32 protein-coding genes and 1 pseudogene are annotated in these 23,624 nt (G+C 57.5%); 25 read left to right on the top strand and 8 right to left on the bottom strand.

Translation table 11 applies throughout. The annotated features are described in order from the left end of the window. The first annotated feature begins 131 nt into the window (after positions 1-131). From HX846_RS02140 to HX846_RS02095, 10 genes are all read left to right on the top strand, one after another. Positions 132-473 carry a hypothetical protein gene (locus HX846_RS02140; protein WP_242167177.1) on the top strand — a complete coding sequence of 114 codons (342 nt, stop codon included), beginning with the start codon at positions 132-134 and terminating at the stop codon, positions 471-473. Positions 474-713: 240 nt separating this feature from the next. Continuing rightward, the gene (locus tag HX846_RS02135; protein ID WP_256739760.1) at positions 714-1,502 is read left to right on the top strand and encodes an HAD hydrolase family protein; all 789 of its coding nucleotides are present in this window, start codon (positions 714-716) and stop codon (positions 1,500-1,502) included. A gap of 69 nt (positions 1,503-1,571) precedes the next feature. Next, on the top strand, positions 1,572-1,994 hold the full coding sequence (locus HX846_RS02130) for a hypothetical protein (RefSeq protein WP_178964868.1): 423 nt from the start codon (positions 1,572-1,574) through the stop codon (positions 1,992-1,994). Between the two features lie 56 nt (positions 1,995-2,050). Beyond that, the gene (locus HX846_RS02125) at positions 2,051-2,644 is read left to right on the top strand and encodes a tail assembly protein (RefSeq protein ID WP_102368972.1); all 594 of its coding nucleotides are present in this window, start codon (positions 2,051-2,053) and stop codon (positions 2,642-2,644) included. A 59-nt stretch (positions 2,645-2,703) separates the two neighbouring features. Beyond that, the gene (locus HX846_RS02120) at positions 2,704-6,663 is read left to right on the top strand and encodes a phage tail protein (RefSeq protein ID WP_178964867.1); all 3,960 of its coding nucleotides are present in this window, start codon (positions 2,704-2,706) and stop codon (positions 6,661-6,663) included. A 358-nt stretch (positions 6,664-7,021) separates the two neighbouring features. Continuing rightward, entirely contained in the window at positions 7,022-7,642 is a 621-nt protein-coding gene (locus HX846_RS02115) for a hypothetical protein (protein WP_250884703.1), read from the top strand. 198 nt (positions 7,643-7,840) lie between these two features. Continuing rightward, positions 7,841-8,419 (top strand): phage tail protein, encoded by a 579-nt coding sequence (locus HX846_RS02110; protein ID WP_177040408.1) that lies wholly within the window; start codon positions 7,841-7,843, stop codon positions 8,417-8,419. Further along, positions 8,420-8,974: a tail fiber assembly protein gene (locus HX846_RS02105; RefSeq protein ID WP_177067388.1), complete on the top strand. Its 555-nt coding sequence runs from the start codon at positions 8,420-8,422 to the stop codon at positions 8,972-8,974. Positions 8,975-9,031: 57 nt separating this feature from the next. After that, the gene (locus tag HX846_RS02100) at positions 9,032-9,565 is read left to right on the top strand and encodes a glycoside hydrolase family 19 protein (protein ID WP_177040406.1); all 534 of its coding nucleotides are present in this window, start codon (positions 9,032-9,034) and stop codon (positions 9,563-9,565) included. Then, complete coding sequence (locus tag HX846_RS02095; RefSeq protein WP_177040405.1) at positions 9,562-10,086, top strand: lysis system i-spanin subunit Rz; 525 nt, start codon at positions 9,562-9,564, stop codon at positions 10,084-10,086. The genes HX846_RS02100 and HX846_RS02095 overlap by 4 nt, the downstream gene beginning before the upstream one ends. A 118-nt stretch (positions 10,087-10,204) precedes the next feature. Here the strand turns inward: HX846_RS02095 and HX846_RS02090 are convergent, their stop codons facing one another. Then, on the bottom strand, positions 10,205-10,732 hold the full coding sequence (locus tag HX846_RS02090; protein WP_177023111.1) for a hypothetical protein: 528 nt from the start codon (positions 10,730-10,732) through the stop codon (positions 10,205-10,207). Positions 10,733-11,179: 447 nt separating this feature from the next. Between HX846_RS02090 and HX846_RS39395 the strand changes: the two are divergent. Both HX846_RS39395 and HX846_RS02085 read left to right on the top strand, forming a co-directional pair. Continuing rightward, positions 11,180-11,290: pseudogene (locus tag HX846_RS39395) on the top strand (lysis protein); the annotation flags it as partial. Positions 11,291-11,520: 230 nt separating this feature from the next. Continuing rightward, entirely contained in the window at positions 11,521-11,808 is a 288-nt protein-coding gene (locus tag HX846_RS02085; RefSeq protein ID WP_008431807.1) for a helix-turn-helix domain-containing protein, read from the top strand. Here HX846_RS02085 and HX846_RS02080 read toward each other — a convergent pair. Beyond that, on the bottom strand, positions 11,802-12,488 hold the full coding sequence (locus tag HX846_RS02080; RefSeq protein ID WP_178964866.1) for an SOS response-associated peptidase: 687 nt from the start codon (positions 12,486-12,488) through the stop codon (positions 11,802-11,804). The genes HX846_RS02085 and HX846_RS02080 overlap by 7 nt on opposite strands. A gap of 83 nt (positions 12,489-12,571) precedes the next feature. On the opposite strand from HX846_RS02080, the gene HX846_RS02075 reads away from it, so the two are divergent. From HX846_RS02075 to umuC, 3 genes are all read left to right on the top strand, one after another. After that, positions 12,572-12,781, top strand: a complete 210-nt coding sequence (locus HX846_RS02075) for a hypothetical protein (protein WP_102368982.1) — start codon at positions 12,572-12,574, stop codon at positions 12,779-12,781. Between the two features lie 96 nt (positions 12,782-12,877). Then, a complete protein-coding gene (locus HX846_RS02070; protein WP_102368983.1) occupies positions 12,878-13,303 on the top strand; it encodes a LexA family transcriptional regulator in 426 nt (141 codons plus the stop codon). After that, a complete protein-coding gene (gene umuC, locus HX846_RS02065) occupies positions 13,296-14,573 on the top strand; it encodes a translesion error-prone DNA polymerase V subunit UmuC (RefSeq protein WP_178964865.1) in 1,278 nt (425 codons plus the stop codon). The genes HX846_RS02070 and umuC overlap by 8 nt, the downstream gene beginning before the upstream one ends. Before the next feature lie 25 nt (positions 14,574-14,598). On the opposite strand, the gene HX846_RS02060 is transcribed toward umuC, so the two are convergent. Continuing rightward, positions 14,599-14,808: a hypothetical protein gene (locus HX846_RS02060; RefSeq protein WP_177023106.1), complete on the bottom strand. Its 210-nt coding sequence runs from the start codon at positions 14,806-14,808 to the stop codon at positions 14,599-14,601. 227 nt (positions 14,809-15,035) lie between these two features. Here HX846_RS02060 and HX846_RS02055 point away from each other — a divergent pair, with 227 nt between their 5' ends. Next, a complete protein-coding gene (locus tag HX846_RS02055; protein WP_102368986.1) occupies positions 15,036-15,290 on the top strand; it encodes a DUF1652 domain-containing protein in 255 nt (84 codons plus the stop codon). A gap of 409 nt (positions 15,291-15,699) precedes the next feature. On the opposite strand, the gene HX846_RS02050 is transcribed toward HX846_RS02055, so the two are convergent. Next, positions 15,700-16,527, bottom strand: coding sequence for a hypothetical protein (locus tag HX846_RS02050; protein WP_177035501.1), 828 nt, complete (start codon positions 16,525-16,527; stop codon positions 15,700-15,702). Between the two features lie 82 nt (positions 16,528-16,609). Continuing rightward, positions 16,610-16,744 carry a hypothetical protein gene (locus HX846_RS39390; RefSeq protein ID WP_023658805.1) on the bottom strand — a complete coding sequence of 45 codons (135 nt, stop codon included), beginning with the start codon at positions 16,742-16,744 and terminating at the stop codon, positions 16,610-16,612. Positions 16,745-16,950: 206 nt separating this feature from the next. Between HX846_RS39390 and HX846_RS02045 the strand changes: the two genes are divergently transcribed. Continuing rightward, complete coding sequence (locus tag HX846_RS02045; RefSeq protein ID WP_178964864.1) at positions 16,951-17,979, top strand: alpha/beta fold hydrolase; 1,029 nt, start codon at positions 16,951-16,953, stop codon at positions 17,977-17,979. Positions 17,980-18,053: 74 nt separating this feature from the next. Here HX846_RS02045 and xth read toward each other — a convergent pair whose 3' ends face one another. Beyond that, positions 18,054-18,872: an exodeoxyribonuclease III gene (gene xth, locus HX846_RS02040; RefSeq protein WP_178964863.1), complete on the bottom strand. Its 819-nt coding sequence runs from the start codon at positions 18,870-18,872 to the stop codon at positions 18,054-18,056. A gap of 354 nt (positions 18,873-19,226) precedes the next feature. On the opposite strand from xth, the gene HX846_RS02035 reads away from it, so the two are divergent. Next, positions 19,227-19,388 carry a hypothetical protein gene (locus tag HX846_RS02035; protein ID WP_166742167.1) on the top strand — a complete coding sequence of 54 codons (162 nt, stop codon included), beginning with the start codon at positions 19,227-19,229 and terminating at the stop codon, positions 19,386-19,388. Continuing rightward, positions 19,355-19,711: a hypothetical protein gene (locus HX846_RS02030; RefSeq protein WP_256739759.1), complete on the top strand. Its 357-nt coding sequence runs from the start codon at positions 19,355-19,357 to the stop codon at positions 19,709-19,711. The genes HX846_RS02035 and HX846_RS02030 overlap by 34 nt, the downstream gene beginning before the upstream one ends. Positions 19,712-19,762: 51 nt before the next feature. On the opposite strand, the gene HX846_RS02025 is transcribed toward HX846_RS02030, so the two are convergent. After that, a complete protein-coding gene (locus HX846_RS02025) occupies positions 19,763-20,221 on the bottom strand; it encodes a GNAT family N-acetyltransferase (RefSeq protein ID WP_003207728.1) in 459 nt (152 codons plus the stop codon). Between the two features lie 92 nt (positions 20,222-20,313). On the opposite strand from HX846_RS02025, the gene arr reads away from it, so the two are divergent. The 5 genes from arr to HX846_RS02000 all read left to right on the top strand — a co-directional run bounded on the left by arr (position 20,314) and on the right by HX846_RS02000 (position 22,486). Further along, on the top strand, positions 20,314-20,730 hold the full coding sequence (arr, locus tag HX846_RS02020; RefSeq protein WP_023658807.1) for an NAD(+)--rifampin ADP-ribosyltransferase: 417 nt from the start codon (positions 20,314-20,316) through the stop codon (positions 20,728-20,730). Positions 20,731-20,801: 71 nt separating this feature from the next. After that, on the top strand, positions 20,802-21,008 hold the full coding sequence (locus HX846_RS02015; RefSeq protein WP_003207731.1) for a DUF1737 domain-containing protein: 207 nt from the start codon (positions 20,802-20,804) through the stop codon (positions 21,006-21,008). Positions 21,009-21,056: 48 nt separating this feature from the next. Beyond that, positions 21,057-21,425, top strand: a complete 369-nt coding sequence (locus HX846_RS02010; RefSeq protein ID WP_178964862.1) for a VOC family protein — start codon at positions 21,057-21,059, stop codon at positions 21,423-21,425. A gap of 104 nt (positions 21,426-21,529) precedes the next feature. Beyond that, positions 21,530-21,952, top strand: a complete 423-nt coding sequence (locus tag HX846_RS02005; RefSeq protein ID WP_003207738.1) for a hypothetical protein — start codon at positions 21,530-21,532, stop codon at positions 21,950-21,952. Between the two features lie 132 nt (positions 21,953-22,084). Then, a complete protein-coding gene (locus HX846_RS02000) occupies positions 22,085-22,486 on the top strand; it encodes a TonB family protein (RefSeq protein WP_003207740.1) in 402 nt (133 codons plus the stop codon). Positions 22,487-22,624: 138 nt separating this feature from the next. On the opposite strand, the gene deoC is transcribed toward HX846_RS02000, so the two are convergent. After that, complete coding sequence (gene deoC / locus HX846_RS01995; protein WP_178964861.1) at positions 22,625-23,305, bottom strand: deoxyribose-phosphate aldolase; 681 nt, start codon at positions 23,303-23,305, stop codon at positions 22,625-22,627. 143 nt (positions 23,306-23,448) lie between these two features. Here deoC and HX846_RS01990 point away from each other — a divergent pair. Continuing rightward, on the top strand, positions 23,449-23,624 hold a 176-nt coding region (locus HX846_RS01990; protein ID WP_178964860.1), incomplete at its 3' end, for a DeoR family transcriptional regulator.

The raw sequence follows: 23,624 nt of genomic DNA, 5'->3' as shown, positions 1-23,624 counted from the left end.
CCGCAGCTGCTTATCGCTGTGACCTCTCAACGCTATGTGCGAATGATGGCTCATCGCAACTGATACTTTGTACAGGCTGGATGCCTGGCCAGGTCCGAGGTACAGTCCCTTCTTTCCCGGGGAGGACAACTATGAAAATCTGGCTGATGGCTCTGTCTGCTGCGATGCTTGCGGGCTGCGCGGATAGCGGACCTATCAAGGTCGGGCCTGATACATACACGATTTCAACTCGTGTTCCCTTTGGCGGGCCTGCCTCCGCGAAAGGGCAGGCTCTCAAAGAAGCGAACGTATTCTGCGAGTCCCAAGGCCGAGAGATCCTGCTGGATCACATGCAAGCCAGTGAGTGCGCATTGCACGGCGGCTGCGGCGAGGCAGAGATTTATTTCTTCTGTATGGCCAAGGGAGATCCGCAGTTGAAGCGCCAAAAATACAGCCCGGACCCCACACAGAAGATTGAAATAGATCAGCGCTGATCAGTTAGGCCTGCTTGGTCCGGCAACTTAGGTTGGGCTACAGTCCCGCGAAACCGAAGAGGGAACGACATGCGGATTTTGATAGCTGCAATGGCTATAATCTTGCTCCACTCAAGACATACCATGTAAGCCAGTATCGCTGACTGACAGTCGACGGAAACCGCCTCAAGCGAATCCTATATCAATATAAAATTGAAGCCTCAGCCTACGAGGGCCGGTAACTTTCACTGGAGTTGTAACGTGCGCCCTCTAGTCCAATGCCCCCCTGAAACTTTTGAGAATATTCGATACGTTTTGACTGATATGGATGAGACGCTGACTTACCAGGGTCGGCTGGCTGCTCGTACCTACACTGCGCTGGAACGCTTGCAAACTGCCGGCATTCGCGTGATCCCAGTCACCGCCGCGCCTGCTGGTTGGTGTGATCAGATGGCTCGCATGTGGCCCGTTGATGGAGTCATTGGCGAAAACGGAGCCCTGTTCTTTAGCCGAAGCGCTGACACCCATCGTTTACGTCGGGACTACTGGCATCAAGGCGAGGCTGTCGAAGATAGTCTTCGCAAGCGCGAGCTGCTGATTGAAATGGTGACCCAGCAGTTGCCCTGGGCTCGTTTAGCCGCTGACCAAGGGTTTCGGCAAGCCAGTGTTGCTTGGGAAATTCCGTCTGAAATTGATCGTAGAGACTCTTTGATAGAAATATTCCGTACGGTCGGTGCGGAGTACACATTCAACAATTTATGGGCGCTTGCGTGGTTTGGTCGGTATGACAAGCTGGTCATGGCTAAACACGTTCTCAGCGCAATCTATGGCTTGTTGCCAGGCGAAGATGTGGCTCAAGTCTTCTACAGCGGAGACTCTCTCAATGATGGGCCGATGTTTGGATACTTCCGCCATACTTTGGGGGTCAGCACTATCCGAGATTGTGTCGAGCAAATGTCTGATTTGCCTGCTTGGATTAGTGAGGGAGCTGGTGGAAGTGGTTTCGTAGAAGCCGTAGATGTGATTCTTGCTTGCCAGACAAGGCGTTGATCCTGCGACGAACTTCATGCATCTCCCCCTCAGTGCTACAGTCTCGCCACGTCTTAACGAGGGAACGACATGCGAATTTTGATAGCGGCGGTAGCGGTGGTGATGCTGGCGGGGTGTGCCTCAACGGCAATTTCAGTGCGCGACGCAAAGCCGGTGCCGGCGGATGAGGTTTATGCCTTTCAGTCCAAGCCATCTGGCGAAAGTGGGAAAATCACGGTTGTGCGCGACTCCGGCGCCGTCGGTTCGGGCTGCGATATCGTCGTCTATGTAGATGGGCGCAAGGCTGCGAAAATTGGTACTGGTCAGCGCGCCACCTTTTACCTTCCGCCGGGATCGCCAAATCTCGGCGCTGGCCTGGCAGGATCTGGTCTATGTGCTGGCGCGGCGATCCGAACTATTGCGGCGACCGTACAGCCTGGGAAGGAAAGTCTGTACAGGATCAGCGGTGATATAGGCGGCTTCTACATCGGCCCCTATGTCGACTACAACTGAAAAACGAAAATCATAAAGCCGCCTCCGGGCGGTTTTTTATTGCCCGGAGAAATAAGATGCAGGCATCAGCGATCAACTACCAACCAATGACAACCATTCGACTGCACGGGCAGCTACGTCAGTTCGGAAAGTCCTTCAGGCTTGCGGTGAAATCGCCTGCCGAGGCCATTAAGGCTCTGTGCATTCAGATTCCCGGATTTGAACGCTTCCTGTCGAACGCCAAATCGCGAGGTCTGGAGTTCGCAGTCTTTCGCGATAAGCGCAACATCGGCGAGAAAGAGTTGAGCTACAGCGGCGCCGGCGACATTCGGATTGCTCCTGTAGTGGTGGGTAGCAAGCGCGGCGGGGTCCTTCAGACCATCGTCGGCGCGATCCTGATTGTTGTCGGGGTTATTTTCGCGGCAACTCCGTTCGGCACCCCGTTAATTGGAGCGGGCATCGGACTAGTCGCCGGCGGCGTAATCCAAATGCTCAGCCCCCAGGCCGGCGGACTAAAGACCAGTGCTGCGCCAGAGAACACGCCCGGCTACGCCTTCGGCAGCGCGAAGAACACAACGGCTTCCGGCAACCCGGTACCGCTCTGCATTGGCGAGCGACGCTGGGGCGGCGCAATCATCAGTGCCGCGATTTACGCAGAAGACCAGATGTAGCCAATACCTGAAACACAGCAGCCGCCCATGAGGCGGTTTTTTATTGCCTGGAGAAAAGCATGGGCGCAGCACTCAAGATTGATATCCACGGCGCCAAGGGCGGCGAAGAGAAACCAAAAACGCCAACTGAAGTTCCGGACAGTCTGCGCTCTGTCGCAATTGCCAAGATGCTGATCGCCATCGGTGAGGGTGAGTTCGAAGGAACGCCTACCGCGCGCGACATCTACCTCGACAACACCCCGCTGCAAGACCCTCAGGGCAACATGAACTTCCCGAACGTGAAGTGGGAATGGCGCACCGGTGCGGTGGATCAGGCCTATATCCAGGGCATTCCGTCTGTCGAGAACGAGACCACGATTGGAACCGAGCTGCGCAGCGGCACGCCATGGGTTAAGTCCATCAGCAACACTCAGCTTTCCGCCGTGCGCGTGCGCTTCGCCTGGCCGGCGCTCCAGTCTGTGGATGCCGGCGGGAACATCAATGGGTACCGGATCGAGTACAAGGTTGAACTGGCAACCGACGGCGGCGCGTATCGGCAGGTGCTGAGCGAAGCTGTCGACGGCAAGACCACCAGCGTGTACGAGCGCACCCGTCGCATCGATTTGCCGAAGGCTACTTCCGGCTGGCTGATGCGCATCACGCGCCTGACGATCAACCAGAACAACAACAAAATCTCCGACACGATGCAGATCGCCGGCTTCACGGAGGTGATCGACGCGAAGTTGCGGTACCCGAACACCGCGCTGCTCTATATCGAGTTTTCGGCCGAGCAGTTCCGCAGCATTCCAGCGGTAACAGTCGGCTGCAAGGCTCGTAAATGGCAGGTGCCCAGTAACTATGACCCCGTTTCGCGGACATACAGCGGTATCTGGGATGGGACGCTGAAAGAGGCTTACACCAACAATCCAGTCTGGGCGACCTACGGAATCACTACCGTCGACCGCTTTGGCTTGGGCCGCCGCATCAAGCCTTGGATGGTCGACAAGTGGGAGCTTTATCGCATCTCGCAGTATTGCGACCAACTGGTGCCGGACGGGAAGGGTGGTCAGGAGCCGCGCTTCATCTGCAACCTGAACCTGCAGAGCAAGGCCGACGCCTGGTCCCTGCTGCGTGACATCTCGGCGATATACAGGGGCATGACCTACTGGGCACAGGGCCAGGTCTTCACCTTGGCCGATATGCCGCGCGCCACTGACTTCGACTTCGCCTACACCCGGGCGAACGTCATCGATGGCAAGTTCACCTATTCCAGCGCGTCGGAGCGCACCCGCTACAGTCGGGCCCTGATCAGCTACGACAACCCGCTGAACAACTACGACACCGATGTCACGGCGGTGACCGATCAGAAGCTGCAGCGCCGCTACGGCGATAACCCGCTGGAGATCAGCGCGATCGGCTGCACGCGTGAGTCGGAGGCCCAGCGCCGTGGCAAGTGGGCCTTGCTCACCAACTCCAAGGACCGGGCGGTAACGTTCCGTGTCGGCCTGGACGGGCGCATCCCGCTGCCTGGCTACGTAATTCCGATCGCTGACGAACTGCTGGCGGGCAGGCCCGTGGGCGGGCGTATCTCGGCGGTGAACAGCAAAGTCATCACCCTCGATCGTGACACTCAGGCCAAGCCAGGCGACCGGCTGATCCTCAACCTGCCCGACGGCAAATGCGAGGGGCGCACCGTGCAACTGGTCAGCGGCCGCCAGGTCACGGTCACCACGGCGTACTCCGTGGCGCCTGAGCGGGAGCTGGTGTGGGCGCTCGACGCTGACGACCTGTCCATCCCGTTGTACCGGGTGACCAGCGTCTCCCGGCCAGAGCCTGGCGTGTTCGAAATCTCGGCCGTGCAGTACGACCCGAGCAAGTTTGCTCACATCGACACCGGCGCTCGGCTGGAAGAGCGGCCGATCAGCGTCATCCCGATCACCGTAGTTCCAGCACCTGCCAGTGTCACGCTGACGTCGAGCTACGCCGTGAACCAGGGCATCGCTATTAGCACCATGAACATCTCGTGGCCCGCGGTGAACGGTGCGGTCGCCTATGACGTGGAGTGGCGCAAGGACAGCGGCAACTGGATCAAGGTGCAACGGACAGGTTCGACCAGTGTTGACGTCACCGGCATCTACTCGGGCGCCTATTTGGCCCGGGTCCGCTCGGTGAGCGCCTTCGAGATATCGTCGATCTGGAAAAGCTCAAATCTGACCAATCTGGAAGGGAAGGTCGGCCTGCCGCCGGCGGTGGCGTTCCTGACCACCACCAGCGAGTTGTTCGGCATCGGCATCAAGTGGGGATTCCCTGCTGGCGCCCAGGATACCCAGCGCACCGAGTTGTGGTATGGCCCAGCAAACAATCTTGGAGCCGCTACCAAGCTGGCCGACCTGGCATATCCGCAGGCTGACTACCGCATGCAGTCGCTGTTGGCGGGCGCTCGGTTCTTCTTCTGGGCGCGCCTGGTGGACCGGACCGGAAATATCGGGCCGTTCTATCCTGTGGTGAACGGTGTGATTGGGCAGGCCAGTTCGCAGGCCGGCCCCATCCTGGACTTGATTGCCGGCCAGATTGGTAAAACCGAGCTGGCTCAGGAGTTGGTCAAGGAGATTGAACTGATCTCCGGCGACGGTCCGGGGTCTGTGAACGATCGCTTGGAGCAGGCCAAGCAGGAATTGGAAGACCTGATCGATCAGATCACGGACGCCCTGGTCTACGATCCGACCAAAAGCTATGCCGCCGGCGACGTAGTGCGGCAGGGCCAGCACCTGTACCAAGCCATCGCGCCGGTACCGAAAAACGCTACGCCTCCCAATGCCCAGTACTGGTTTGATATCGGCACCATTGCAGAGACAACCCAGGCCATGGCGCTGCAGATCCAGCAGAACAAGGCATCCATCGACACCGTGGACGGCAAGGTCACGGCACAGGCCTCCGCCCTGCAATCGCTCCAGGCGAGCTGGAGGGAGGACAGCGGGGAGGGCGACCTGGCGGACGCCCTGAAAGGTTGGGATGCCACCGCCAAGTTCGCTGAGCAGGTCAAGGTTCAGGCCTCGGACAACCGAGCGCTGGTTGAGCGCACCACGTCGCTGGATGCGGCGGTAGGGCAGAACAGGGCCGGGCTTACCTCGCTTGAGCAGGTGGTAGCCACTGAAACCCTTGCAACGGCGACACGACTGGATCAGTTGAAAAGCAGCGTCGACGGCAACACTGCTGCAATTGGCAGCGAGGCATCGACAAGGGCTGATGCCGATAGTGCTCTTGGTACTCGCATCGATCAGATGGGGGTCACCGTCGGCAACAACGGCGCGGCGATCAGCCAAGAGGCAACCGCCCGGGCGAATGCGGACACCGCGCTCGGCCAAAGAATCGATAAGACACAGGCGAAGGTCGATGAAAACTCGGCAGCCGTTCAAACGGTCACCGATTCCCTAGCCGACACCAACAAGGCCGTCGCCTCACAGTCCACCACGCTTCAAGCTGTTGTTGGCGGCGGGCGGGACGGTACCGACGAGGGAGACTTGGCCAGCGCAATCAGCGAGGTGAAGAACAAGGCTGCGATTCAGGTAACAGCAAGGGCTCAGGCTGATACCAATGGAAAGCTTTCCACCATGTGGTCCGTCAAAATGCAGGTCAATGCCAACGGTCAGTATGTCGCCGCCGGGATCGGCCTGGGTATCGAGCAGGGCGCTGATGGTTTGCTGCAAAGCCAGTTCCTGGTGAGTGCTGATCGATTTGCCGTAGTGAACACAATCGATGGTGGTGCTTTCACCACGCCGTTTGTAGTTCAGGGTGGTCAGGTTTTCATGAGCTCCGCCATGATTCAGGACGGGACGATCACCAACGCCAAGATCGGCAACTACATCCAGTCGAACAATTACCAGGCAGGTATTGCCGGCTGGAAGTTGTTCTTCGACGGGACATTTGAAATCAACAGCTCGCTCGGAGGCCAGGCACGCCAGGTAATCAACAACGCCGGTGGCAAGGTGTTCGATGAGAACGGTGTGAAGCGATACCAGTGGGGGGATCTTTCAGCATGAGCTATGGGGCGAGAGTTTGGGGGCCTACGGGCCTCCTTGAATTGGATGAAAACTCTTTCACTGTGCAGGTTATCTACTCGGCCTTGGTAACCCGCCCGGCCGGCACTCTGTATAGCGACATAACGGTTGCTGGTTGTGACCCAGCAACCTGCAGCGCTGTATGCGTTCCGACCGCGCCATACCCTGAAGACCCCAGCGCACAGAACCTGAACGCAATCCAATACGAGCCTCAAGTCATGTCCGGGGTAGTTAGGGTTTGGTACGTTAACCGAAGCATAAATCCGTCGTCACCGCCGGCCCCAGGGTTGGCCACACAAAGGCTTTTAGTGATGAAGTACCGATAATGGCGTCTTATGGAATGTCGTTTACCAACGACTCAGGTGTCGTGGTCATCGATTCGGAGTTTGCCAGGTTGGTCGTCCTGTACAAAGGTGACTACAGCGGACCTATCGTCTTCCCGGCGCCGATAACCACCCAGGAACCGCCCTTGGTGTTTGTTCGCCCCAGTGCCTCGGTAACCATAAGTTACGCCAAGATAACCGGTACCGCAGGCAACTGGACGGGCTTCTCATTCTTGGGAATGGGCTCTGGAAAGTTCTTCGTGGCCTCGTTCGGCGGGGCAACTCCCACTGCGAAGTACGGGTTTAGATTATGGGATGGGCAAGGAAAGTTGTTGTTTGATAGCGGGACACCGTGCGCGCAGTTCACCCGCACGATATCGGCATGGACCTACATTGGATCCAGCACAACACCGCAGGGTCAGACCCAGGTCAACTTTACAGCGCCATCCCCACTGGACTCCGGCGATTACATCATGATCAACAACATAGGGATGGATGTCAGTGCCGGTTCTAGCAAGGGCGCTAAGTTGTACTGCGTGTGGGACTACGCAAACAACCGGATTGTGATGTTTACGATTGGAGTCTCTAACGCTGCGACATTTTATGTGCCCGTGGTGTTCGCTAAGCCAGTGATTTAGCCGTTCACCAGACAATTCAATATTCAATAGCCGCCCTGAGCGGTTTTTTATTTCCTGGAGAAAAGTATGCCTTGGTACAGAGCCGGCACAGTTGCAGTTGCATTGAATTCAAATACGGTCACTGGCACAGGCACGTCGTTCAGTGCCAACGGTCGCGTGGGAGACGCATGGACTGGGCCCGATGGGCGCTGGTATGAGGTGACCAACATCGCCAGCAATACGGTGCTAACCATCTCGCCTAACTACCTGGGGGCGACAGTCTCTGCGGGTACGTACGCCCTGGCGCCGATGCAGGGCTACGTGAAGGACTCCGCCGATCAACTTCGGCAGATCGTCAACCAATGGGGCGCCACCCTGGCCGGCCTGGGCGCGGTCTCGACGGAAAACATTGTGCCGGTGGCGAAGGGCGGTACAGGGGCGACAACAGCCCCCGCCGCCCGGGCGATTCTCGGCGCATTGGCGGCTGGCGACTACGGGCTGGGTGGTTCAAGCATCACGGAGGCGGGCAGCCTGAGCACCCTGAACGTGACCAAGTTTTTTAACACGACGGCAGCCACGACTGGAGTTCCGATAGGCCAGGGCACCATAGATGGACAGGGGCATGGCATTCACAACCAGCACCCTAACGGCGCCTACGCAAATGAGATGTGGACGGCGCTTACGGCAAACAGGATGTTTTTCAGGATTCGGGCCGCCAGCAACTGGACGGCCTGGGCAGAGCTGTACCACACCCAAAACACGACCCGCGCCGCCGACGGCACACTGAAGGCTATCTAAATGACCACTCGTGCAGCAGTAAACATATTAGGCGCCGACGGCGCCGTCATTGATGTCACGTCTTTGGGCGTCAACACCATTACGACCGAGCACCCGGGCCCGGGACAGTATCTGGTGCACGGCACGCTTGGAATGGTCCCACCGCCAGAAGGCTGGGGCTACGCGGTGAATCAGGTCGATTCGGCCTGCTCGGTCGGCATCAGCTACAACGACGGCGTGCTGGCGGTAAGTGTGGGTAAGGACGGTGAGCCAACAGACTTGGCTCACAGCATCACCCTGCATGTGGCGGTGGAGTCACTCCCGACCGCGGCGTTACTTGAGCCAACTACATCTGGTGAGGCGCTGCTGGAAAGGGCCCTGGCAGAGATCGTGCGGTTGCGTGCCCTCGCTGACTATGCGATCGCGCCACTTCAGGACGCCGTGGATGTCGACGAAGCCACTGACGCAGATCTCGCGGCGCTCAAATCCTGGAAGAAATACCGAGTAGCGCTGAGCCGGGTTATCGAGCAGCCGCAATACCCGGATGCCATTGAGTGGCCTGTCGCGCCTGCGTAACTACCGACGTTCTACACCGCCCGCCCTGAGCGGGTTTTTTATTGCCTGGAGAAAAGCATGCCGATCACAGAGCAGCAGTTGCTACAGATCCTCCCGAACGCCGGCCGACAAGCCGGCGTTTTTGTTCCTGTGCTGAATACGGCCATGGCCAAGTACGGAATTGTCACGTGCCTGCGCATCGCTGCCTTCATCGCCCAGATCGGGCATGAGTCGGGGCAGTTCCGCTGGCTGAAAGAGTTGTGGGGCCCCACGCCGCAGCAGGCCGGCTACGAAGGGCGCTCCGATCTGGGCAACAAGGTCAATGGCGATGGCTTCAAATACCGTGGCCGCGGCCTGATCCAGGTTACTGGCCGGGCCAACTACGCTGCGTGCGGCGAGGCCCTGGGCCTGGACCTGATCAGTCGCCCGGAACTGCTCGAGCAGCCGCAGTACGCTGCGATGTCGGCGGCCTGGTTCTGGTCTACCCGCGGGCTGAACACTCTGGCGGACCAGAGCGATTTCCTGAAGATCACCCGTCGTATCAATGGCGGCATCAACGGCCTGGAGGATCGCCAGGCTTTGTACAAAGTGGCGCTGAAGGTGCTGGCATGACGCCGGTGCAGAAGTTGGCCAGCCTGGCGGCGCTGATCCTGCTGGCTATGGCCGTGAGCTTCGGCGCTGCCTGGCAGGTGCAGGAATGGCGGTATGACGGGAAGCTGGCAAAGCAGGCGGGACAGTTCCAGACGGACCTTGACGCGATCGGCAATGCCGCTACCGCCCAGGCCCGCGCCGAGCAGGACAAGCGCCTTGCCACCGAGCAGCAACTGGCCGCTGCCGATCAACAACACACCAAGGAATTATCCGATGCCCAGCGCAACCAGGCTCTGCTGCGTGACCGCCTTGCTACTGCTGATGTGCGGCTGTCAGTCCTTCTCGACGCCACGGATTCAGCCGGTGGCTGCGACGTGCCTGCCGCCCCCGGCGCCGTCGGCGTGGTTCATGCAGCCCGTCGAGCCCAACTTGACCCAGCGCATGCTCAAAGAATTATCGCCATCACCGATGCCGGAGACCAAGGATTGATCGCCCTGCGAGCCTGTCAGGCCTACCTAAAAGAGGTTTCTACACCGAAGTAAAAGGAGCGGCCGGGCAGGATGCGTCAACATCCACCCGGCCACCTTCCCCGCAGAACGTCCCTGCAAGTCCAGCCAAGACTCCTGTTTCGTGCACAAAGCGGAGCGAGCCTTGCACTGTTTATCCATTCAGTTTTATTGAGGTAAGTGTTTTTTTACCAAGAGACTGATATTCGTTGACATTGCTCTCAGTCATATTAAATGTTGCAATTATCAAATTATTATCTGATAGCATATATAGCTGCATATTCAATATGTCAGCATCGAGCCCCTTCGATGTAAATGTTATAAGCCATGCCTTATTGCCCCCAGCCTCGATCTGTGAAGCTTGAGGTGCTAAGTTTTTCATGGCGATTAAAATATTATCTTTGATTTCATCAATTCCAACTAGTTCCGGTTTTTTTAACTTTGATATGCCAAAAGATACAGAGCCGCTTTCATTGCTGTAAATAACCTGAGGTCTTCTTTTTGATGGATATTTAATTTCAGCTAGCTTTTCAGATAATGGTGTGAATTGCGTTGGTATTTCAACACTTAAGCCTAAAGATTTGATGTTCTCTAATCTCATGTTTGCGTCTAGCGCTGAAGCACTTGCCGAAAACATTAATAATAAGATAAATGCGGCTATATTTTTCCGTAGTTCAATCACGTAGTTAATCCTCAATCTTACCATTACATCTCTGCTTCGGTTTCAATCGTGACTGCTACCGGGGTGGAGGAGTCGCGAGTGCTTTTCCTACGGTATTCGGTAATGAATTTTACTCGGTCGTCCTGGAAAAAGAGCAGGATTGAACCAGAGCGTGGATGGGGAACGTGGTGCTAGAAACTGCTTAACCAGTAGCTCTTTTAAGCCCCGTTGAAACGTTTTTTCGCTCATATCCATGGATATCCCAGACAGTCCGTCGTTAAACCAAGCTAGCTCGATGCTTTCTGCAAAAACCTGACGCATATACGCTACCTATAGCAAGTCCTATTGACTGAGCGGTTGTCGTTGGTGTGTTAAATCCGGCAACCGCTCCTGTCATTATTGCGGATGCAGCACCTCTAAGGGTCGCCGGCTGTCCTGCGCCAGCGTAGGCTCCTACGCAAGCTAACCCAGCTTAACCCAACGCATGTTCAAAGAGTTATCGGCATCACCGACGCCGGGGATAATGCCGTGATCGCGCTGCGGGCGTGCCAGGCGTACGTCAGGGCGATTGCGCACTGAGGATGATGAGCTACGCTTTTGGCTTGGATGCTCAGGACGGCAATTCTCCATTAAAACTGACAGGCACTTATGGACAAGCAGCTGGCAGGGCTCTCTTTTCTTTTGACGCTGGGGTGGGTCGTTGCTGTGGTGGGCGTCATGTGGTTTTTCGGTAGATGAAGAAAACTGTAGGCGGGAACTTGCTCTGTATTCAATGGCTCCCATGAGTACACCCATTTGGATATACAGGCATGAGCATCGGTGCAAGATTGAAATCTGAACGCCTTAGACTTGGATTGTCCCAATCTGCCATTGGTGCGATTGGTGGAGTGGAAGTGAATGCTCAGGGAAGGTACGAGAGTGGGATTCGTTTTCCGCGGGCGGATTACCTCGCGTCGGTCGCGAAATCCGGCGTCGATATCCTGTTCGTGATTACTGGAAAGCGCACAGAGAACGGTAGTGCGGATTCGGCCAAGGCTGCTGAGGCGCTGGATAGCGCGACGGAGTGTCTTGAAAAGGCAAAAGAGCTCATTCACTGATTCATTATTTTATGTATCAACGCCGGCCCTTTGTTTCGCACATTGCCCACGGCAGTATCGACCTTGAACCACTCGAAAACCTCGGCCGGTTCGCCCTGGTGTAGCACCATCTGTTCTGCTCGCTCCTTGGGCGTGGCCGGGTCCAGCCATTCCCTAGCCAGGTCCGGCGTCAGCACCACGGGCCGCCGGTCGTGGATGTCCACCATTCCGCCGGCGCTGTCGGCGGTGATGATCACGAAGCCGTCATGCTCGCCAGGGCCTTCGTCGCTGTCGGGCAGTTGGCCAATGGCGGCGCACAGCACGGGTGCACCGTCCCGCCGGCGGATCAGGTAGGGCTGCTTCTTCGGTCCGCCTTCGTCCACCCACTCAAACCAGTTGTCGATGGGCGTGATTGCCCGGTGCGGCCAGATTGCGCGGAAGAATGGGCCGTGGGCCACCTTCTCAACGCGGGCATTAATCGGCGCTGCGCGGTCCTTGGCCCAGTGCGGCCGCCATCCCCATCGCACCAGGTCGGCATGCAGCAGATCGCCCTGCAGGTGGAGCAGGGCGACTTGGGTTGTCGGGGCGACGTTGTACCGCTCCAGGGGCAACTCACCCACGGAGTTCGCCAGTGCATTTGGCATGCTCAGCGCTGCAACGAAGTCATGAATGCCGCTGTACTGGGAAAGTCTTCCGCACATAGTCGTCTCCGCTCGTCGGCCCCAATGAACAGCCTGGGCCAGGCCAATCTCTACACTGTAGACACTGGCCCCGGGTATTCGTCATGGCAATAAACATCGATCAGATCAACGCAATGGAGGCGTGGTTTTCCCTGCGAAACGACCCGGACTTCAACTCAGCCACACCGGAGGAGCGTTACGAGAGGCGCTTGGCGTTGGCTGACGACATGAAAGAGCGCGGCGCAATCGACAGCGGCGAGTGGCGGGAACTGACCGAAGCGGCCGTCGTCGCGTACGCAGATGAGTTGGGCTGACGCGCCCGCTTGTCAGATATCTCTTACACCAAATTGACCGCAAGCCATCTGCGATATTAACTGTACATTCGTACAGTATCTGTAAAAGGCTGCGTCATGAGCTTCTCAATTTTAGGTCCTATCGCCGAGGGCGGCACGAAGCTGCCCTTTTGCTCTTTTCGGGTACCCGCCGGCTTTCCATCGCCGGCGGCCGATCACATCGAGCAGCACATCTCATTGGATGAGGTCTTAAATATCAGGGCTCCGCACGTCTATCTGATAGCCATCACTGGCGAGAGCATGCAGGGCGCGGGCATTTTTGAGGGTGACCTGGCGGTCGTGGACCGATCTATTGAGCCGGCCCACGGGCACGTAGTCGTGGCGCTGCTAAATAATGACCCCATCTGCAAGCGCCTGTGTAAGCGCGGGAAAGAGGTGATCCTTCTGTCGGAGAACCCGAAATACCCGGCGCGGTACATTTTGGAGGGCGACGAGCTGTCGATCTGGGGCGTGATTACCAGCACCGTGCGCAGCCATGTCTGAGTCGCCACCTGTCTTTGCGCTGATCGACTGCAACAGCTTTTATGCAAGCTGCGAGCGTGTATTCCGCCCCGACTTGGCGAAGGTCCCCATCGTTGTGCTCAGCAACAACGACGGCTGTGTCATCGCCCGAAGCTACGACGCAAAGCCTTTCGTGAAAATGGGCGAGCCGTATTTCCAGATCAAGAACAAGCTCAAGCAGCACGGCATTGTCCCGTTTTCTTCAAATTACGCCCTGTACGGGGACATGAGTGAGCGGGTCATGACGCTGATCGAAAGCATAGTGCCCGCCGTCGAGATCTACAGCATTGATGAAGCCTTCGCCGATCTGACAGGTATCGACGGTCTGGATGCCCTCGGTCGCCAAATTCGCGCCCGAGTCTTTCAGTGCACCGGAATCCCGGTGGGCGTCGGAATCGCCCACACAAAGACCCTGGCCAAGCTGGCAAACCACACAGCGAAGCGCCTGCAGGCCCAGACCGGCGGCGTGGTGAATATCACCGACCCGGTAAAGCGTGACTGGGTATTGCGCAACACCGACGTTTCGGAGGTGTGGGGTGTCGGCAGAAAGATGAAACTTCACCTGGACACCATGGGCATCAAGACAGCGATGGACTTGGCCAAGGCCGACCCCTGGACGCTCCGCAAAAAATTCAGCGTGGTAATCGAGAAGACCGCCCGCGAACTGGCCGGCACCTCATGCCTGGAGCTGGACGAGCCCGACCCACCCAAGCAGGAAATCTGCTGTAGCCGGATGTTCGGAAAGCGCCTGACCGAGCTGCCGCCGATCAAGGAGGCGGTGGCCACCTACATGATGCGCGCCTCTGAAAAGCTGCGAGCTCAAAACTCGCTGTGCAAAAAGGTCCGTGTATGCATCCGAACAGGCATGTTTAACCCCGAAGAAGCCAAGTATGCCAATGGGGTAGTGGTGGACATGCCGTACCCGACCGACGACGCGCGCCTGCTGACCAAGGCCGCCGTCGATGCGCTCGACCACATCTACCGCCCAGGCTTCAAATACAGCAAGGCCGAGGTGATGTTGCTCAACCTGTGCCAGCCAGGCGAATACACGGACGATCTATTCGCGGTGTCTCAGCCGGCCGAGGCCACCCGAGTGATGACCGTGCTGGACCAGATCAACGACAGGTGGGGAAGAGGGACGCTGCGGTCGGCCAGTGTGCCGACGAACCCCGACTGGGGAATGCGCCGGGAAATGATGAGCCAGAGCTACACCACGAAGCTCGATCAGCTGTGGTCGGTTGCTTGCAAGTAGTGATGCGCTCAGGGCCAGATCAACATCACTCGGGCGACATGAGGACCGCCAGAGTCAGCTTGATGAACTCCTCGTTCTCATCGATGGTGTGCAGAGCGCCGCGCACGTTCTCGGCTACATCGGCGGCGCCACGCTGCTCGACCCAGTTCGATAGCTCCATGATGGAAGCCTCAAGGGCAAGCTGGTTTTCGTAGAGTTTGGAGAGCAGGGAAGGGAGCAGGTCTGAATTGGGCATTGGCGTTCCTCTGGTGGAGTGAACAGCGTAGCAGCAGGCGAACTATGCTTTTGCCTTCTAAGCTCCATGGCCATGCGACGGGCGGCTGCCAAGGTGGCAACGATGCGTGAACCACGTCTCAAAAATCAAACTAACATGTACTAACTTGAACGTTTTTACATTTAGGTTCCCTAAGCCACATCGCCGCGCCGAAAGGCCCCTATCCATTGGTTTTAAAGGGTCACGTGATGATCTCTACCTTAGAGTTACGCCATATAATTGAGACGGCGTTCCTTCCCACCCGGTGCGTGTGCTCGATCAGGTATGACTCACTCAACATTCAGCTGATCGACCCTATGACTCAGCAGGAATTGTTGACGGTCGCCGGGGTTGATCCAAAAACGTTGGGATCAAGCCGCGCAATCGCCAGGCTCGTTGCGGAGATAAAAGAAGAGGTCAGACTTCGAGGGGATGCTGCGCTGGAGGAAGTTGGCCAAGCCTGAAAAGGCAGCCCGCTCTTGTTCAGAGTTTTTGGGTATGTGTTCGATCGGCAGGACGCCGGGGAGGGTTTAATTCCTTTCCGCAAAAAAATGCCGGCCCTTGAATTTGCTGGGCTGTAGAGGGTCATTTTTATCTCTGATGCGGAAAGGAATTGCTTCTATGTCTATGTATTTAAAGGATTAGTTTTCGGACTTAAAATCCCCCGCTCGTAAGGGCGTGCCGGTTCGATTCCGGCTTCGGGCACCATCTAAAACCAAGGGTTTGCGGGCGAAAGCTGATGCAAGCCCTTGTTTGTTTCCGGTCGGCAATTGTTCAACAGGTCCGCAATCCACTTCGTTTGCGAGGCTTCCTTGCCTTCTGCGTTGCAGATGCACCGCCCGGTCATCGCAACAGTACTGCGCTACCTCAACCTCAGTTCTTCGCGCGGTTCAATAGAAATTCGTACCGGCGCTTATCGATAAAGATCGAATAACGTAATCCTCCGTCGCCGCTCGGCTGAAGAATGCTGTGGGTCTTGGATTTATGGAAAGGGTGGCTGTAAAGAGAGGGAAGGTCTGAATAGGCATAGCTTTCAAAATGCAGTTCGTCGCCTACCCAATGCACCTCGTTGTACAGGAAGTGCCAGTTTTTGCTGGAAGCCATGTAGAGGTAGGCACTGCCGTTGGGACCCACGATGACTTCTACCTCCAGCTCACCTTTGTCATTTGCCCACTTGCCAATATATCGCTCCATACCGGAGTGGGCAGGTATCCCGGGATCCGCTACAAAATCACTGGCCTTGAAAGGGGTTTTGCGCGCAGCTTCAGCGGCGGCGTTTGGATAAAGGGCACACAGCGGTGCGACGTTACTGACTTTTACGTAGTTGAAGGTCAGGCTCGTATCCGAAACATCCATGCTCAGCGTCATGGTCTGCGGGTCGAATGCCAGGACCTTCAGGTCGAAGTTGTCTGAAGGTGATTTGAGATGGATGACCTTTCCATCGTCGGACACCTTGAAGTCGCTCACTTCTTTTTCCTGGTGCTTCCCGGGTTCAGCGCAGTTGAATGGATGCAATGTGGCTTTGGCATCAGCGCTGTATTCGACCACGTTGGCAATTCCGTTGCGCAGAGGAACCATGGCCCAGATGCCAACTACGTTATCTTGAGTCGCCAGCGCGTGCGTCGAAGGCTTGGCGCCATGGTTGGCACACCCGGTCATCATCAAGGTGGCCAGGGAAATTGTCAGAACGTTGATCCGCATCGGGCTTATCCATAAGAGTGTTCGCATTGATCCATCTGTCGCGGTTGGCGACCTTCTGGCAGGCAAGCATCATAAGGGATCGTTACGCTACGGTGCAGACCCAGAGGTGATTCTGCCGATAGGGCGCGCGGGTGAAGTGAACATCTGAAACCAGATGCATGCCTCGCTCTTGCAGGGCTTCGGTCAGTTGTACGAGTGTCTCTGCCTGGATAGTCATTGCTGTTACCTCGTCAGATTTACTGCGTTCATAATTCTTGACCGGCGGGGCAACTGGCTAATTCAAATTTTCTACAACGTTGATTGACGTGTGGTTGCTTCAGTTCTTTTGCTCCCGATCCCAGGATAAGCGCGACCTGAAAATATGCGGGCAACCCGAGGTGACCTACAGTGAGACATCGCGCCGGTATGACATGAGGAGATCCTATGTCCACTTTCAAGCTGACTTCGCGCATCTTCAGTACGCCCCGTCACACAACGCATTATCTGGAATCGGGACCTGCCGATGGGGCATTGATGATGTTCCTGCATGGCTGGCCCGAACTCGGTTTGATCTGGCGTGCACAGATGGAAGCGTTCGCTGCCCAAGGCTGGCACTGTATCGCACCCGATATGCGCGGCTATGGCGGCTCTTCGGCGCCGGCCGCGATCAATGCGTACACGATTGAAAACATCGTGGCAGACATGACAGAGCTGCATGACCATCTCGGTGGAACGCCCGCCATCTGGGTGGGCCACGATTGGGGCAGCGTCGTGGCGGGTGAACTGGTCGCCCATGAACCTTGGCGCAGCCGCGGCGTTGTGCTGGTTTCGGTTCCGTACTTTCCTTCCACGAACGCGCTGGCGACGCTCATACCGCTGGTTGACCGAGGGATTTACCCGGTCGACCAGTATCCAGACGGCCAATGGGACTATTACCGCTACTACAACACGCATTTTGCGTCCGCCGTGGCTGATCTTGACGCGGACAAAGCAGCATCGCTGGCGTCGATTTATCGAAGAGGCGACCCTGCAAGCATCGCCAGGGTCGCCTCCAATGCCGAAGTGACCCGCAAAGGCGGGCGGTTTGGCGAAGCGCACCGGGCTCCCCCGACCCCACCAGACTCGGCGCTCTGGCCCGAGACGGACTTCGCGGCACTGGTGCGCACGTTCGAGGAGCATGGTTTCCGCACGCCCTGCGCGTGGTATCTGAACGACGATGCCAACATCGAATACGCCCATCGCGCACCCAATGGCGGCCGCCTGTCCATGCCCGTCCTGTTTGTGAACGGTGATTACGACCCGATGAATACCATCAACGGCAATCAGTTGGGCGATCCAATGCGCGCGGCCTGCGCAGACCTCACAGTGACGAGCCTGCCTGGCGGGCATTGGCTGCCGGTGGAGTGCAAGACCGAACTCGTTGCGGCCATAAGTCGCTGGCTGATGCTCGCGAAATTCGTGCCCCATCAGTAAGCCCGGATCACACCTTGGGATGGGTGAGTCGGGTACCGGCACGCGTGCCGGTAGTCAGCGTCGTGGCTTGTGAATCAACTGCGTTTTGGCTTCTTTCTTGACCGGGTTTGCCGTGATGAGATTTCAATCCACGTCGGCGCATGATCACTGGCATGCTCTTCACCCCGTACCCATGCATCTACGCCGACGTTTTTAAGGTACGGGGCGAGTACCGGGTTGAGCAGCAGATGGTCGATGCGCAGCCCGGAATTCTTCTGCCAATGCTGACGGAAATAATCCCAAAACGTGTACACCCGCTCTTTCGGGTACAGGTGCCTCAGCGAGTCGATCCAGCCCTGGGAAAGCAGCCTTTGAAAGCACTCACGGCTTTCTGGCTGGAGGAGGGCATCCTTGAGCCATGAGCGGGTGTTGTAGATGTCCAGGTCGGTGGGCACCACGTTGTAGTCACCGGCCAGGACCACGGGATGTTCGCTGGCCTGCAGTGTTGCAGCGTGGGAGATCAGGTGTTCGAACCACGCGAGCTTGTAATCAAATTTTGGCCCGGGTTGAGGGTTGCCGTTGGGCAGGTACAGGCATCCGACAATCACGCCATGGACAGCCGCTTCCAGGTATCGAGACTGCGAGTCGTCCTTGGCTCCCGGCAGGCCCTTATGGATCAAAAGGGGTTCGGAATCCCGCGCGAGGATTGCCACTCCGTTCCAGGATGCCTGGCCATGGTGCAATGAGCCATAGCCCGCCGCCTCAAGTTCTCCAGCGGGGAACGCGTTGTCTTGCGCCTTCAGTTCCTGCAGGCAGACGATGTCCGGGCGCTCCTTTTCCAGCCACTGCAGAAGGTTGGGCAGTCGCGTCTTTATGCCGTTGACGTTGAATGTCGCGATCTTGAGGTTCTGCATGGCGTCGGTCCTTCAATGTGCCGGGTGCGCCGGGTGTTCGGCCACCGTGGGGGTAGGGGGCCTACCCTTGCTCATTTGGCGATGTCCCCTATACCGGTGTAGTCGCAAAGCCTCTTTTCGACTACAGCAAGCCTGCTTTTGCTCACTGACATTACGACCGGAACCTGTTTTTGAAACGACCATTGGTGTCATTTTCCGGTTGTGCCCCCGACTGGTTCAACGCTCACTGATCCTGCAGAAGCACTTCGCGGCAGACCGAGAGGGGGCAGGTTGTTCAGGCGGGCTGTCGGAACGTATGATCGCAGCGAGCGCCCTTTTCCGGGCGCTGAGACTCACCCTTTGAAGGACATGAGCATGGAAAAGCACTTCGGTAATTCAGGCCTGTTCAAGGCTGCTTCGTATCACTGCAACACGCTCCTGGGCAGCGGCATTGCTCGCTGGGAGCTGAAAAATATTGCGTTGAATACGAAGGAGTTTTTGATATGTCCAAAGAACTACTCGGAGTTTCTGCTCTAGGGTTGATGGTGGTGGGGGAGTTTTGTGCAATCTACAGCGAGGTGGTAACCGCCAGGCTTGCCCAGACAGGGCATGGTTCATGGGAGGTGTTCGTCCTTCCCGTTGTGCTGATGTGTTTTGCCGGGCTTTGCCTGTTGGGTGCGTATTGGCTGGGGTACGTGGCGGTCGGTGATATCTGGGTCGTCACCGTGGTCTCAGTCACCTCCCTGTTGCTGCTTGAGCCCGTGGTGGTCTGGGCGCTGTTCCATGAAGCACCAGGGGGTGGCGCACTCATCGGGTTTGTCCTCGGCGCCTTGGGCATGCTTGCTACTGTATTGCTTTGACTCCGCCCTCTGGCCCGGCAATCAAACGCCGGGCCAGCTCGCCTCAAATGGTCACAGCTTCATCTTGAAGCCTGTGTGGGTTGGCAAGAACCCCAGGGACTCATAAAACCTATGAGCATCTGGCCGCGTACGATCACAGGTAAGCTGGATCAGTTGGCAGTGGCGCTGACGTGCTTGCTCAAACGACCATTCGAAGAATTGCCGGCCCAATCCGCTCCCACGCATTCGCTCGTGCACGCGGACGGCTTCGATTTGAGCTCGCCATGCGCCCCGATGAGAAATATTCGGAATGAAAGAAAGTTGGAGAGTACCGACCACCTCTTCATCAGCCACAGCGACGGCAAGAAACTGGTTCGGATCTGCGTCGATGGCCTCAAACGCTCGTGTGTAGGAACTCTGAAGCGGAAGACTGCTATCTTCTCGAACAGCCCCCAGGGAGTCATTTGCCAGCAGCAAAACAATGAAAGGCAAGTCGTCGATACTGGCGCGTCGTATGGTCAGATTCGTCACAACGGTTTCCTGAGGTGCGGTGGTATAGAGGAACCCAGCCGATGGGGGCATTCGCATCCAAACATAACATTCATCCACGGAGCAACGAGCCCATGTCAAATACCGCTGGCATGTTCATCCGTCAGTTCTTTCACGGCACCCGGGCCGACCTGGAGCCCGGCGATCTGATTCGCGTCGGCTACCCGTCCAACTTTACAGAAGGTAAAGCACTGTCCTGGGTTTACTTTGCGGGCACGCTGGATGCCGCCATCTGGGGGGCTGAGCTGGCGCTCGGCAGTGGGCGGGAACGGATTTATGTTGTGGAGCCAACGGGGGCAATCATGGATGACCCCAACGTGACGGATAAGAAGTTTCCCGGCAATCCCACGCTTTCCTATCGCTCCACTGACCCTTTGCGCGTCGTGGCGGAGGTCACGAAATGGCACGGGCATCCGCCTGAACGGTTGCAGCAGATGAAGGACAACCTCGCGCGCTTGAAGGCCGAGGGGCGCGATGTGATCATCGACTGATATCATCGGGAACAAGCCGGCGTCACCCGATCGCCAAGTGGCTTTCCTTAACTGTTCCAGCAGGTGCTCCCATGCAGAATTCCCCTCCTGAAGGCCTACCTACCTATCGGATCCTGACAGGCAAGGACGATGCCTCCTTCTGTCACCGGGTCTCTGAAGCGCTTGCGCTGGGTTACCAGCTTTACGGCTCGCCAGCGGCAACCTTCAATGGCGAGTACGTGGTGGTGGCACAGGCTGTCGTTTGGAACGCCGATAACAACGCTACTGTCAGGAACTGACGCGGGCTTGAATTAAGGTGAGTTCTCTCACTCCTGTCAGGTCAAATGATGAAATTCTCGTCTGTTCGTCTCGTTACCAACCACTTTGAACGGCTCGTTCAGTTCTATCACAACCTCTCGACTGTCGAGCCAAGGCACCTGGCTGACGGGTTCGCTGAAATTCACCTCGACGGCGTCGTCCTGGCCATAGCCGATGAGCGCCTGGTCCGCCTTCACAACAATGGACTGGCAGTCGCCGCCAGCAACCGTTCGGCGATCCTGGAGTTTCAAGTGGATGATGTCGAGGCCGTCCTGCTGCGTATCGGTCGGGCTGATGTGGTGATGCCGGTGACGGTCATGCCATGGGGCAACACTTCGGTATTGCTGCGTGATCCGGATGGAAGCCTGGTCAACGTCTTTTCGAGACCTTGCCGCTGAATTGGTCCGCTGTTGTCGCCAGGTTCGGTAGGGTCGATAACGGGTTAAAGTAATCAGCTTAAGCGCCGATCAATTAACATCGATACCGGAATTGGATATTTGACATGATCACGAACGTCAGCAGTCTCGCTTCAGTACCCGCCAACCCAAGTCCGGCCAGCGTCAGCGATAGCTCCAAGACCGAAGACTCTGGAACCCTGAGTCTCAACCCGGACACGGGTGCCAAAAGTGCGCCCGCTGCAGGTGGCGGCCAGGCGGCATCCACGTCGCAGGAGTCCGACACCGTCAAGGCGCTGAAAAAGCAGATTGCGGAGTTGCAAAAGCAGCTTCAAGAGCAGCAGCAAAACATGCAAAAGGCCCAGGCCAGCAATCAAAGCGCAGACGCCAAAGCGGCCGCCGTGGCTGCCGCCCAGGCGCAGATTGCCGCAACGGCAGCTGCATTGCAGTCTGCGTCTTCGGCGTTGTTGCAGGCACTGACTTCCGACGGTGGAAGCGGTACCGGTTCCATCGTCAGTACCACCGCCTGAGAGGCAGATTTGGTTTTCCACAAGAAGCATTCGTGTACCCACGGGCCATTCTGTTCGACCTGGATAACACGCTGACGCACCGAGCCTTGATTAGCCTCACCTTGCACACCAAACGTCAACGGAACTGCGTTTATGAAATACAGCTGGATCGCACTTGTCTTACTGCTTTGTGCCTGCACGAGCGGCCCCACCCGGGAACAACTGGCAGAACAACGCTTATGGGAATACCAGTTGCTCACTCACCTCAATCACTTCAAGTCGTACCCCGAAGAAGCTCGCCTGCAAGGATTGACCGGCCTGGTCAGGGTTGAATTCGTGGTTGACGCCAAAGGCAACCTGATACGCCACAAAGTCATCAGCCATACAGGTTCGGATCTGTTCGTCAGCGCCGTGGAGCGATTCGTTCCGGCGGCGTCGCCAGTGCCTGCGCCTCCACCCTCAATGCTGCTCAAAGGCGAGATTCAAGTGGTGGCCCCGTTTGTATTCTGCCTGGAGGGCGTGGCCTGCGCCGGCTCACCGCCACGCCGGCTGTAGCTGACCTGCGGATAAATTCCGGGCAAAGAAAAGCCCGCGATGGGGAGCGCGGGCTTAAAGGTTTTCACCAGGAGCTGAGATGACCATAGGCGCCCGACTGTGAAAGGGTTGTGAAAGGGCGCCAGCGCTGCACTCAACTCAGTAGGCGCCCGCGGCCGCCTTTGCGCCGCTGACGATGGCGATCCCGGAGCTGCTGCCCAGGCGCGTAGCACCGGCTTCGATCATCGCCTGGGCCGTCGCCAGGTCGCGCACGCCGCCCGACGCTTTCACGCCTATCTGCGCCCCCACCACGCCGCGCATCAGGCGCACATCCGCCAATGTCGCGCCGCCATGGCCGAAACCGGTGGAGGTCTTGACGAACGCCACGTTCAGCTCGCGGCACAGGCTGCAGGCATTGGTTTTCTGCTGGTCATCCAGCAGGCCGGTCTCGAGGATGACTTTCAGCGGCACCGCGCCGCAGGCCGCCAGCACCTGGGCAATATCGTCGCGTACCTGGTCCAGCAGACCATCCTTCAGCCAGGCGATGTTCAGCACCATGTCGATCTCGCCTGCACCGGCCTCGATCGCAAGCTTTGCCTCATAAGCCTTGGCCGCACTCAAGCCCGCACCCAGGGGGAAGCCGACGACGGCACAGACCAATGGCGCGGCGTCGCGCAGGCATTCGGCGGCCAGCGGCACGTTGGCGCTGTTGACGCACACGGACTTGAAGCCATGCTCGCGGGCCTCGGCGCACAGTTGGCGAATGCTCGCCTGGGAAGCATCGGCGGCCAGCAGGGTGTGGTCGATATAGGCCGCGAGCGGCAACGGATCAGTCGGCATGGCAAGTGTCCTGTAAGGATGAGGTGCTGGGAAAAGGCGGTTTGTGTTAAGTTGGATGCATTAAATGTGAAATAAATAACATTGTAAATGGATTTTGTGACTGCCCTGATCAAGGGCACGCATTCAACGAGGGTTGGAACGCAGTGGATTCAAAGAAAAGCGAAAGATTTCGGGCCATGCACAAGGCCTTGCAGGGCGAGTCGGCGATTCACTTGCGTGACATGGCCGCATTGCTGGGTGTATCGGAAATGACCCTGCGCCGCGACCTGGCAGACAGCCCACAGGGCCTGCGCCTGTTGGGCGGGCACGTAACCCGCAG

Origin of the sequence: Pseudomonas sp. K5002 (assembly GCF_013386655.1) — a bacterium.
Taxonomy (GTDB): domain Bacteria; phylum Pseudomonadota; class Gammaproteobacteria; order Pseudomonadales; family Pseudomonadaceae; genus Aquipseudomonas.
This window is presented reverse-complemented; position numbering and strand designations above follow the sequence as displayed.